The following is a 12,567-nucleotide window of genomic DNA, read 5'->3' on the forward strand; positions in this document are numbered from 1 at the left end:
TCCCGGACGACCGATGCTCCCGCTCCACCAGACCCACTCAACCCATTCGCTCCATCCGCTACGAAGGGGATTCCAGTGTCTTCCTCACCCTCCACGGGTGCTGCGCCGCGCACACCTCACGAAGAGATCCTGTGCGGCCTGTTCGCCGAGGTCCTGGGCGTCCCGAGGGTCGCAGTCGACGACAACTTCTTCGAGCTGGACGGCGATTCTCTGATGGCGATGCGGCTGATCAGCCGCATCCGGGCGGTCCTCGGCTCCCGCATCCACATCCGCAAACTGTTCGAGGCTCCCACCGTCGCCGGTCTGGCGCAGATACTGGCTCAGGCCGGTGCCCCGGCCGCCGGCCCGGCCCGCACCGCCATCGCGGACGTGGTGGTTCCTGATCGGATCCCGCTCTCCCTGACCCAGCAACGCCTGTGGTTCCTCGCACAGCTCGAAGGGCCCAACCCGCGCTACAACATGCCGCTCGGTATCACCCTGCGCGGCGCCGTGGACCCGGTTGCGCTGGAGGCGGCGCTGGCCGACGTGGTCGAGAGGCACGAGCCACTGCGCACGCTGTATCCGGAGGTCGACGGCCTGCCGTACCAGCAGGTGCTGGAAGCGGACAAGGCCCGGCCCACGCTCACCGCGGCAACGGTAGGAAGCGAGGGGATGGACGAGGCCCTGTCCGGGGCAGCCGGGTCGGTCTTCTTCGACATCGCCGCCGACGTGCCGCTGCGAACCTGGCTGTTCACCATCGAGGACGAGGGTGAAGAGGCGACGCCGGAACATGTGCTGCTGCTCTTGATCCACCACATCGCCGCCGACGGCTGGTCGGTACGCCCGCTGCTGCGCGACCTGGCCCAGGCCTACGAGGCCCGGCTGGGCGGAGCCGCCCCGGAGTTCACGCCGCTGCCCGTCCGCTACGCGCAGTACAGCGTGTGGCAGCGTGAGACGGCCGAAGCCGATGCCGGCGAGGACGGCGCGCTGAGCGCCCAGCTGGACTTCTGGCGCGAGGCCCTGGCCGGGGTGCCCGAGCAGCTGCCGCTTCCATTCGACCGGCCGAGCTCCGCCCCTCGCTCCTTCCGCGGCGCGGGCGTCGACTTCACCATCGACGCTGGGCTGCACGCCCAGCTGGTCGCGCTCGCCCGGGCCACCGGGACCACCCTCTTCATGGTGCTGCAAGCCGCCCTGGCTATCGTTCTGACCCGGTACGGAGCGGGCGAGGACATCCCGATCGGTACGCCGGTGGCGGGCCGTGCCGAGGAGAGCCTCGATGACACGGTGGGGTTCTTCGTGAACACCCTGGTACTGCGCACGGACACCTCCGACGACCCCACCTTCGGCGAGCTGCTGGAACGGGTCCGGGCCACCGACCTGGCCGCTTACGCGCACCAGGACGTGCTGTTCGACCGGCTGGTGGAGGAGCTCAACCCCGAGCGCTCGCTTGCGTGGAGCCCTCTGTTCCAGGTGTCCTTCGCCTTCAACGGCAGCGCCGTCGGGACCGGAGACCTGCCGGCCCTGCAAGGCGCCCGCATCCGTGAAGTCCCCACGTCCGTGGCCAAGTTCGAGCTCGGACTCAACATTCGCGAGCTGGAGGCGCCGGACGGCGAGACCCAGGGGCTCGTCGGGTTCGCGGAGTACGCCACCGACCTGTTCGACCGGGACACCGTCCAGCGGCTGGTCGACGCCCTGCTTCGCGTGCTGGAGCAGGCAGCGGACGGTCCCGGGCTCCGGGTGTCCGAGCTGCAGCTACCGGCCGCCGAGCCGCCGGCGAAGGCGTTCGGCGCTCCGACCAAGAGGGCCGGCCTGACCGTGCCGGAACTGTTCGCCCGCGCGGCCGCGGCGACACCCGATGCACCGGCCCTGATCACCGGGGACCGCGAAGTCTCGTACAGGGAACTCGACGCGCGTGCGAACGCGCTGGCCACCCGTCTGGTCGACCTGGGTGTGGTGGCGGAGACCCCGGTCGCCGTCCTGATGGACCGCTCTGTCGAACTCGTCGTGGCCCTGCTCGCGGTGCTCAAGGCCGGCGGCTTCTACGTACCGCTCGACCAGCGGCATCCGCAGTCCCGGCTCGCCACCATCATCGCCACCACCGGGGCGGGCATTCTCCTGACCGACCGGGACGGCGGGTCGGTGGGCTTCCCGCACACGGCGCGTACGGTCCTGTTCCAAGCAGCCACCGGGCCGGTCCCCGCGGCCGACGCGCCTGTCGTGCCCTCGCTGCCCGACCAGCTCGCCTACGTCATGTTCACCTCGGGTTCCTCCGGCACTCCCAAGGGGGTAGGAGCCACGCACGCCGGGATCGCCGCCCTGGTGCAGGACAGCGGGTTCGCATCGGAGGCGCATCGGCGCGTGCTGGTGCACTCCTCCCACGCCTTCGACGCCTCGACCTACGAGCTGTGGGTGCCCCTGCTCAACGGAGGCTGCTGTGTTCTCGCCCCGGCCGGGGACCTCGACGTCGCGGCGCTCGCCGAGACGATCGTCGACCACCGGGTGGAAGCGGCCTGGCTGACCTCTTCGCTGTTCCACCTCATGGTGGGGGAAGCGCCGGCCGCGCTCGGCTCGATGCGCGAAGTGTGGGCGGGCGGTGAAACCGTGTCGGCTGCCGCGGTTCGCCGCCTGCAAGAGGCCTTCCCCCATGTCCAGGTGGTCAACGGCTACGGGCCGACCGAGATCACGACGTTCGCCACCCGGTTCAGCGTGCGCGGCGACGCCCCCGTTCCTGATCCGCTGCCCATCGGCGGGGCACTGGACGGAATGCGCGCTCTCGTGCTCGATTCCAGATTGCGGATGGTGCCGCGAGGCGTCACCGGGGAACTGTACGTGGCGGGCGACGGACTGGCCCGTGGCTATCTGGGCCGGCCCGTGGCGACTGCGGAGCGGTTCGTCGCCGATCCCTACGGGGCACCCGGCGAGCGCATGTACCGCACAGGTGACCTGGCCCGCTGGAACACCGCGGGCGAGCTCGAGTTCCTCGGCCGTGCCGATGAGCAGGTCAAGATCCGCGGCTTCCGCATCGAGCCCGGCGAGACCCGGGCCGTGCTGGCCGCGGACGAGTCGGTGGCTCAGGCCGCCGTGCTCGTGCGGGAGGACCGGCCCGGGGACAAGCGGCTTGTCGCTTACGTGGTGCCCGCCGACCCCGCGCGGGGAGTGGATACGGAGGCACTGACGGAGCTGGCCAGGCGGAGCCTGCCGGACTACATGGTTCCGTCCTTCCTGATCCCGGTGGACGGCCTGCCGCTCACGGTCAACGGGAAGCTGGACCACAAGGCCCTTCCCGCCCCCCAAGCGGCCGCCGCCTCTTCCGGCAGCCCGCGCACCGCGCGTGAGGAGATTCTCTGCACGCTGTTCGCCGAAGTGCTGGGGCTGCCCCGGGTCGGTGTCGACGACGACTTCTTCGCCCTCGGCGGCCACTCCATGCTCGCCATGCGGCTGGTGGCCCGGATCCGGGCGGCGCTTGGCGTGAACGTCGGCATCGGCGCCCTGTTCCACGCCCCGAACGTCTCGGCACTGGCCGTCGCGCTCGGGGAGGGTGGTGACGTCCTTCCGGCGGCAGCACCGCTGGCGGCCGTGACCCGGCCGGAGCGGATCCCGCTGTCGTTCGCGCAGCAGCGTCTCTGGTTCCTCGGCCAGGTCGACGGCCCGAGCCCGACGTACAACATCCCGCTGGCGCTGTCCCTGCGCGGGCGGCTGGACACAGGGGCGCTGCGGGCCGCGATGGACGACGTACTCGCCCGGCACGAGGCGCTGCGCACGATGTTCCCCGCGCCCGCGGGAGAGCCGTTCCAGCTGATCCTGCCCGCCGATGAGGCCGCGGCCTCGCTGACGGTGCTGCCGGTCACGGCCGCGACGCTGAACGAGGAGATCGCCCGGGCCGCCCAGTACAGCTTCGACGTCACGGCCGAGATTCCGCTGCGGAGCTGGCTGTTCGAGGTCACGGACGCCGGGGCCGCTGAAGCCCCGGAGACGGCCGACGGCGAGTACGTGCTGCTGGTCCTGTTGCACCACATCGCGGGTGACGGCCTGTCCATGCGTCCACTGCTGCGCGATCTGGCGCAGGCTTACGAGGCCCGGCTCGCTGGCGCCGCACCCGGGTTCACGCCGCTGCCGGTCCAGTACGCCGACTACGCACTGTGGCAGCGCCGGGCTCAGGAGGAGCCCGGAACCGAGGCCTTGAACGATCAGCTCGCACACTGGCGTGCGGCACTCGACGGGATCCCGCAGCAGATCGAGCTGCCCGTCGACCGCCCCCGTCCGGCCGTGGCCGGGCACGCCGGCGCGACCGTCGAGTTCACCCTCGGCATCGATCTGCACCAGAGGGTGCTCGAGCTGGCGCGGAACACCGGGTCGACGCTGTTCATGGTGCTCCAGGCAGCGGTGGCGACGGTCTTGACCCGGTCGGGTGCGGGTGAGGACATCCCGCTCGGCACGGTCGTGGCGGGGCGCGCCGAGGAGAGCCTGGACGATGTCGTGGGCTTCTTCGTCAACACCCTGGTACTGCGCACCGACACCTCGGGCAACCCTGGCTTTGCGGAGTTGCTGCGCCGCGTCAGGACGGCTGACCTTGCCGCCTACTCCCACCAGGACGTGCCCTTCGACCGGCTGGTCGAGGAGCTCAACCCGGAGCGCTCGCTAGCCAGGCACCCCCTGTTCCAGGTGCTGGTGGCGCTGGATGACGGCTTCCTCGAGGAGGAGCTGCGGCTGCCGGGCGTTGAGGTGCGGATGCGGCCGTTGGGCACCGATACCGCGAAGTTCGACCTGTCGGTGGACTTCGAGGACCGGCGTGACGCGGCTGGGGCCCCGGCCGGGCTGCGAGCGGCTCTGGAGTACGCGACGGACCTGTTCGACCGGGGCACGGTGGAGGCCCTGGGCGAGCGACTGGTGCGCCTGCTGGAGACCGTCGTAGTCGACCCGGACCGCCCGATCGGCGAGCTGGACCTGTTGTCGCAGGACGAGCGGCACCGGCTGCTGGTGGACTGGAACGGGCCGTCGCTCGCGGAGATTCCGGTCGACCTGGTCGGCCACATCCGCCGGTTGGCCGTTGAGAGGCCCGACGCGCCCGCAGTATCCGACGCGCATGGCCAGCTCGGCTACGCCGAGCTGGCCCATGCCGCCGATGCCGTGACGGCGGCCCTGTCGGCCGCCGGTGCGGGAGCGGACATGCTCACCGCGGTGCTGTCGGAGCGAAGCCTGTGGTTCGTGACCTCGGTGATCGGGACGCTGGGAACCGGCAGCGGCTACATGCCGCTGGATCCGGGAACCCCGGTCGACCGGGCCGCACAGATGCTGCGGGACGCCGATGTGCGCTTCCTTCTCGCAGCGCCCGAACTGCGCGGGCGGGCGGAGGACATCGCGGCGGCCTGCGCCGGACATCCCGTGACCCTGGTGTCGCCGGCGGTGGCCGTGGACCCGGTGAAGGTACAGGCGACGGCGGCGGTGTCGCCCGAGGCCATCGCGTACTCCGTCTTCACCTCGGGGTCTACCGGGCGCCCCAAGGGCGTGCTGGTCCCGCATCGGGGCCTGTCCAACCACCTGCGCGCGGTCATCGACCTCTACGGGCTGGACGAGAACGACACGATCGCCTTCAACGCACCGCTGACCTTCGACGTCTCGATCTGGCAGACGCTGACCCTGTTCCTCGCCGGCGGCCGGGTGCACGTCATGGACGACGACACCACGCGCGACCCGGACGCCATGCTGGAATCGATCGCGGCACACGGCGTGACCGTGATCCAGATCGTGCCGGCCGTGCTGCGGGCCGTCCTGGACCTGTGGGACGGCGACGACCGGACTGCAGAGCTGTGCGCCGGACTGCGCTGGATGCTGGTGCACGGCGAGGAGCTGCCGCCGGACCTGGTCACCCGTTGGTACAAGCGGTTCCCCGATATTCCGCTGGCCAATGTGTACGGGCCCGCCGAGTGTTCCGACGATGTCTCCATCTCGGTGATCGGCCAGGAGGCCCTGCCGCACGGCAGCCGGGCCCCCATCGGCAAGCTGCTGCACAACACACAGGCATACGTCCTGGACGCCCGGCTCCGGCTGGTGCCGGTCGGCGTCACGGGCGAGTTGTACGTCGCTGGCGCGGGCTTGGCCCGCGGCTACGCGCAGCGGCCCGCACTCACGGCGGAACGATTCGTGGCCGATCCGTACGGGGCACCGGGCAAGCGCATGTACCGAACCGGTGACCTGGCCCGTTGGAACGCCTCGGGCGAGCTGGAGTTCATCGGCCGGGCCGACCACCAGACCAAGATCCGCGGTTTCCGTGTGGAACCGGGTGAGGTGCAGTCGAGGGTGGAGGCGAACGAGTCGGTGGCTCAGGCCGCCGTGCTCGTACGGGAGGACCGGCCCGGGGACAAGCGGCTGGTCGCGTACGTGGTGCCCGCCGACACCTCGGTGGCCGTCGAGGTCGACGCACTGCGCCGATGGGTGGCGGCGGCGCTGCCGGAGTATATGATTCCGTCCTTCTTCGTCGTGCTGGACGAGCTGCCGCTGACCGTCAACGGCAAGCTGGACCGCAAGGCCCTGCCTGCTCCCGCGGCGCCGGTGGGTCCGGTGGACGGGGCGCCGCGCACACCGCGCGAAAGCCAGTTGTGCACCCTGTTCGCAGAGGTACTGGGGCAGCCTGAAGTCGGCGTGGACGACGACTTCTTCACCCTCGGGGGGCACTCCATGCTCGCCATGCGGTTGGTCGCCCGGGTCCGCGCGGAGCTCGGCCTGCACTTCGCCGTGAGCGACCTGTTCCGGAATCCGACCCCAGCCCGGATTTTGGATGCCGGCGGCGCCACAGGAGTCTCGGACTTCGACGTGCTGCTGCCGCTGAAAACGGGCACCGACGCACAGCCGCTGTTCTGCGTGCACCCAGCCACCGGCCTGGCCTGGAGCTACCTGGGACTGGCCAGACTCATGCCCGAGTCGCTGCCGGTGTATGGCATCCAGGCCCCCGGGTTGGTCGCGGGTTCGGCAGTCCCGGCCGACTTCGACGCCATGTGCGACCGGATCGCTCAGGAGATCCGGTCGGTGCAGGCCGAGGGGCCCTACCGCCTACTCGGCTGGTCGCTGGGCGGCAATATCGCCCAGGCCCTGGCGGCCCGCTTCCAGTCGGCTGGTGAGGAGGTCGAACTCCTCGCGCTGGTCGACTCGTACCCGGGTGAGACCTGGCCGTATCCGGACTTCGCGAGCGAGGCCCAGTGGGACGAGTTTGCCCTGCTGGCCACGCTGGCCGCCGAACCGCTGGACGGAGCCGCGCACGCCGACGACTTCCCGGCCTGGCTGACCAGCCTGCGCGCCGACGCCGCGCGTCGGCTGCCTTTGGATCCCGCCGAGTTCGACAGGATGGTCGATGTCGGGGTCAACAGCAGTCGGCTGGCAGCGGCGTGGCGTCCGGAGCGGTTCGACGGCCGAGCGGTGTTCTTCACCGCCACCCAGGGCCGTGACGCCGACGGACCGGTACCCGCTGCTTGGCTGCCGTATGTCGGCTCGCTCACGGAGCACCCGCTCGCCTGCACCCACGAAGAGGCCATGGCAGAGCACCCGCGCGCCCTCATCGCCCAGACCCTGACCGCAATGCTCACGCCCGGCGCTCCCGACACCCCGGGCACCTGGCAGGACACGCAAGGAGCCAAGTGACACCCATGGACACGGACCGTTTCCCCACTGCCCTGCCCGGGCATTGGCTGAACCCCGGGGACCCCGGCTATGACCAGGCCCGCAGTATCTGGAACGCCATGCACGACCGCCGCCCGGCGCTGATCGCGCGGTGCCGCGACGCGGCCGAGGTCGGCCTCGCGCTGAAGTACGCGGCGGCCGAGGGCCTGGACGTGACGGTGCGCGGCGGCGGTCACAACGTGGCCGGGACCGCGGTAGCGGACGGCGCCCTGCTGATCGACCTCTCGCCGATGTCCGAGGTGACCGTCGACCCCGAGGCTCAGGTGGCGCACGCCGGCGGCGGCGCGCTGCTGCGCGACGTGGACGCGGCCACCACCGCGCACGGGCTCGCCTGCCCGGCGGGCGTGGTCTCGCACACCGGTCTCGGCGGCCTCGCGCTGGGTGGCGGCTATGGATGGCTGGCGCGCAAGTGGGGGCTGACCTGTGACCACATCCTCGCCGCCGAGGTGGTGCTGGCCGACGGCTCGGTGATCGAGGCCTCCGACGAGAGTCACCCCGAGCTCATGTGGGCGCTGCGCGGGGGCGGTGGCAACTTCGGTGTCGTCACCCGTTTCACCCTCAGGCTGCGACCCGTGGGGCCGGTCTACCAGCACGTCGGCGTGTACCCACTGGAGCAGGCCCCGGCAGCCCTGGCCGCGTACGGGGAATTCGCCGAGCGGCAGGGGCGCGACCTGCATGCCGTCGGCTGTCTGAAGTTCGCCGGCGAGCAGGAGTGGATTCCGGCCGGGTTGCGGGGCGAGCGGGCGCTGTTTCTGACCGTGGCCTGGTTCGGCGACCCCGCCGAGGGGCCTGCCCGGAGCGCAGCACTGTTCGACGCGGCCCCGCCGGCCGGTTCCCTCGCGAGGGTGCTCTCGTACGCCGAGCTGCAGGCGCTCGGCGACCACGGCGAACCGCACGGGAACCGGTACTTCACCAAGTCTTCTTACCTCGACGCCCTCTCGCCGGCGGAGACCGCGGAGTTCGTGGCGATCGCCGGGGACATGCCTTCGCGGCTGTCCTCCGTCGACTTCGAGTACCTGCGCGGCGCGATCTCCGACGGGTCCGAAGCCGAATCGGCGTTCCCCAGCCGTGAGGCCGCGTACATCTGCACGGTCTCCTCGCAGTGGACCGATCCGGGACGGGATGCCGAGAACACCGCATGGCCTCGCCGCAGCATCGAGCGTCTGCTCCCCTTCAGCACGGGCGGGGCGTATGTCAACTACCTCCAGGACGAGAAGGAGGGGCGCGTGCGCGAGGTGTACGGGGCGGAGCGTCACGAGCGGCTCGCCGCGGTGAAGAAGATCTACGACCCCGGCAACGTCCTGCGCCGCAATCAGAACATCCCGCCGCTGGCGGAAGACCAGCAGACCCGCACCAAGGAGTCCTGAAACATGACGCAGACCGTCCCGTCCTCGTCGATCATCCGCCCCCCGTCCGTCTATGACAGCAACGACCCGGACGCCTTCCTCACGGCGCTCCGGTCCCCGTGGTACCCGCTGGTCGCCGACCTGTTCCACGTGGTGCGGGCCGCCACGGCGGAGTACGCGCATGGCCAGGGCCTGCGCAACCTGCCGTTCCCGCTGACTACGCGCACCGTCACCTGTCCGACCGCGCTCGGCAGCGACTCCGAGCCGGTCCCGGTGTCGGTGCTCGGCGTCGACACGTACCTGCCCGATTCGATGCAGTTCGCGCTGGAGTACGGCATCCGGCTGGCCCCGGGCGGTTGCTACGACATCCAGCCCTCGTACCGCGGCGAAGTCCCCGATGAGACCCACCTGAACCAGTACACGCACAGTGAGGCCGAGATCCCTGGCGGCCTGGACGAGCTGTTCACGTACGTCGACGGCTATGTCCGGGCCCTGGCGACCGCGGTGCTGGACCAGCACGGAGACCGGCTCGCCAAAGCCCGCGGGGACATTTCCCATCTGGAGCGGATGGCGGGCCACACCTCCCCGTTCGAGCAGGTGAGCTTCGCGGAAGCGGTGCGCATCGTGGGGGACACGGACGGCTGTGTCCGTGACGAGGGTTCATGGCGCACCCTCACCCGCAAGGGTGAGCGGCTGCTGATGGAGCGTGTGAGCGAGTTCGTGTGGGTACATCACTTCGACTCGCTGGCCGTGCCCTTTTACCAGGCCTTCGGAGACGAGAACGGCGTCACCGCGCGCAACGCTGACCTGTACTTCGGGCTCGGTGAGATAGTCGGCGGTGGTGAGCGCCATGCCGATGCGGAGATCTTGCGGAAGTCGATCGCGATGCACGACGTCAACGAGCAGGAATACGCCTGGTATGTGCGAATGCGGGAGGAGTTCCCGATGCGTACCGCCGGCTTTGGCATGGGGGTCGAGCGCTTCCTGATGTGGGTGCTCGGACACAACGACATCCGGGACATTCCACTGATTTCCCGCATCAACGAGACTCCGAAATTCCCGGCCGCTGTGATCCGGCCGTAGTCAGCCAAGATTCCTGCTATGGATACGAAAAAACGCCACCGAGGCGGGGTCTTGCGGCAGCGCGACTTCCGGCTCCTGTGGTTCGGTGAGACGGCTCGCACCCTCGGCAACGGCGTGTCGGCCGTGGCACTGCCGCTGATCGCGGTGGTGGTGCTGGACACGGGCGCATCGGCCGTGGGGGTGCTGACGGCGGCGGTATGGCTGCCCTGGCTGATCGTCGGCCTGCCGGCGGGCGCCTGGGTCGACCGGATGCGCAGACGCCCCGTGATGATCGTCTGCAATCTGGTGTCGGCGGTCATGTACGCGAGTGTCCCGGTCCTGGCCTGGCTCGACGCCCTGACCTTCGTCCACCTGCTGGTCGTCGCGCTGGCCGGGGGCACGACCGCAGTGTTCTTCAACACCGCCAATCACGTCTATCTGCCGACGGTCCTGGCCGAGAAGGACTTGCTGGAGGGCAACTCCAAACTCCAGGCGAGCGAGGCGGGGGCCAACGTGGCCGGCCCCGGAGTCGCGGGTCTGGTCACACACGCCTTCGGCGCGGTCGCCGGGCTGCTCGTCGACGCGCTCACCTTCCTGGTCTCGACGGTATGTCTCACCTCGATCCGGGCGAAGGAGGCCCCGCCGGTGCGTGACGGCGGTGGAGAGAGCTTGCGTACCCAGGTGGGCGAGGGGCTGCGTTTTGTGCTCCAGGACCGCTACCTGCGTCCGATCGTGATCTACGGGGCGGTCGTCAACCTGGCCCTGATGGGGTACCAGGCGGTCCAGGTCGTCTTCCTGATCCGCACCGTCGGGGCCACCTCCGGGACCGTCGGCCTGGTGCTGACCGGGGGCAGCCTCGGCGGGGTACTTGGCGCAATGCTCGCCGAGTCGGTGGGACGGCGGTTCGGCACCGCCCGCGGAATGCTGATATTGCAACTGCTCACCGGCCCGTGGGCGCTGTTGATGCCGCTGGCCTCCAAGGGAGCGGGCCTCTTCTTCTTCGCAGCCGGAGCCTTCGTGGTCGGCGTCGGGATCGTCTCGTGCAACGTCATCCTCGGCAGCTTCCGGCAGACGTACTGCCCGCCCCGGCTCCTCGGCCGTGTGGTGGCGACCACCATGGTCCTCAACCACAGCACGATTCCGGTCGGTTCTCTGCTCGGCGGCTTCCTCGCCGACGCTCTGAGCCCCCGCGCCGCCATGTGGATCATGGCGGGGCTGCTCGCCCCCTGCTGGCTGATCCTCGCCGCCGGACCCATGCGGGGCCGGCGCGACCTCCCGGCCGGCCGCGATCCGGACGATCCCGCCGACACGCCACGGACGGCATTGTTGACCACTGAGACAAGGACAGAACGTGACGGCTGACGAGATCTCCGATGCTCGGGTCCGCTACTACGAGGACCTCGGCTGCTGGGTGGTGTGGGGCCGAGAAGCCACGCAGTTGGCCCTGCAGGACCCACGGCTCTCCTCCGAGACCCTGGAGGCGGCCAACCTCAGTTACCTGCCGGCGGACATGCACGAGGAGTGCTCCCACCTCATTGAGACGATGCGGCGGTGGTTCGTACTCCTCGACGGCAACGATCACACCACCGCGCGCCGGGCCATCCAGCCGATGTTCTCCCCCCGCCGGATACGCCGGCTGGAAGAGACCATCGAGGTCATCGTCGCGGAGGAGCTGGACGCCTTCGCCAACGCCGACGAGTTCGACGTCGTCCCCCACCTGGCCGACACGATCTCCGCCCGGACCATCGCTCTGCTGCTCGGTCTGCCGGGCGGCGACCACCTGACGCTGCACCGCTGGGCCAAAGACCTCACGGACTTCCTCGGCACCTCCTACCGGCGTGACTGCGCGGTCAATGCCCAGGCGGCGCTCAGGGAGATGGGCGACTACATCAAGAGCGCCCCGGACGAGGACGGGGAAAGCATCTGGAGCCTGGCAAGCGGCGGCGAGTGGGACCGGCTGGCCACCTCCTCGATGGTGATGTTCGGCGGTCTGGAAACCACGGTGGGGCTGATCGGCTTCGCCCTCTGGCACATGCTCGGCAACGGCCTGACCGCCGAGATCGCCGCATCGCAGACCGGTGATGAGGCGAGGGCGGTGGTCGAGCAGGCGCTGGAGACGTACGCGCCGCTCGGGCATGTCGCCCGCCTGGCTTCCGAAGACACAGAGCTCGGCGGCCAGACCATCCCCCAAGGCGACCTCGTACTGATCTCGCTCACCGGTCGGGACCTCTTCGATGAGCCTCAGCTGCCGAAGGCCCCGTCGCAGCACTCGGCCGCAGACCGGTTCGACCATGTCGCCTTCGGCTTCGGCATGCATTACTGCGTCGGCGCCCCGCTGGCCCGGGCCACCGTTGCCGACCTGCTCACCCAGTTCGCCCGGCGCTTCCCCACCGCCTCGGTCAAGGAGGTCAGCTGGCGCAAGAACCGCACCTTCCGCGGCTTCGACCACTTGATTCTCGACATGGGCGAACAACAGCCCTGACCACGCGCTCTCCCCATTGAACGACGC

General features: G+C 70.1%; 4 protein-coding genes and 1 pseudogene. All 5 read left to right on the plus strand.

All coding sequences use genetic code 11. The annotated features are described in order from the left end of the window. Nucleotides 1–102: 102 nt before the first annotated feature. Nucleotides 103–7,611, plus strand: a pseudogene (locus ACWGIF_RS05850) (amino acid adenylation domain-containing protein); the annotation flags it as partial. A gap of 5 nt (nt 7,612–7,616) precedes the next feature. Next, a complete protein-coding gene (locus ACWGIF_RS05855; protein WP_453491555.1) occupies nt 7,617–9,017 on the plus strand; it encodes an FAD-binding oxidoreductase in 1,401 nt (466 codons plus the stop codon). A gap of 3 nt (nt 9,018–9,020) precedes the next feature. Then, nucleotides 9,021–10,079: an amino acid--tRNA ligase-related protein gene (locus ACWGIF_RS05860; protein ID WP_453491558.1), complete on the plus strand. Its 1,059-nt coding sequence runs from the start codon at nt 9,021–9,023 to the stop codon at nt 10,077–10,079. An 18-nt stretch (nt 10,080–10,097) separates the two neighbouring features. Then, on the plus strand, nt 10,098–11,420 hold the full coding sequence (locus tag ACWGIF_RS05865; protein WP_453491561.1) for an MFS transporter: 1,323 nt from the start codon (nt 10,098–10,100) through the stop codon (nt 11,418–11,420). Next, on the plus strand, nt 11,410–12,540 hold the full coding sequence (locus ACWGIF_RS05870) for a cytochrome P450 (RefSeq protein WP_453491564.1): 1,131 nt from the start codon (nt 11,410–11,412) through the stop codon (nt 12,538–12,540). The genes ACWGIF_RS05865 and ACWGIF_RS05870 overlap by 11 nt, the downstream gene beginning before the upstream one ends. Nucleotides 12,541–12,567 lie beyond the last annotated feature (27 nt).

It is taken from the genome of Streptomyces sp. NPDC054849, assembly GCF_053610945.1.

Excerpts from the sequence above, each read along its gene's own strand:
- ACWGIF_RS05855 (WP_453491555.1), top strand. The coding sequence starts at position 7,617 with ATGGACACGGACCGTTTCCCCACTGCCCTGCCCGGGCATTGGCTGAAC.
- ACWGIF_RS05860 (WP_453491558.1), top strand. The coding sequence starts at position 9,021 with ATGACGCAGACCGTCCCGTCCTCGTCGATCATCCGCCCCCCGTCCGTC.
- ACWGIF_RS05865 (WP_453491561.1), top strand. The coding sequence starts at position 10,098 with ATGGATACGAAAAAACGCCACCGAGGCGGGGTCTTGCGGCAGCGCGAC.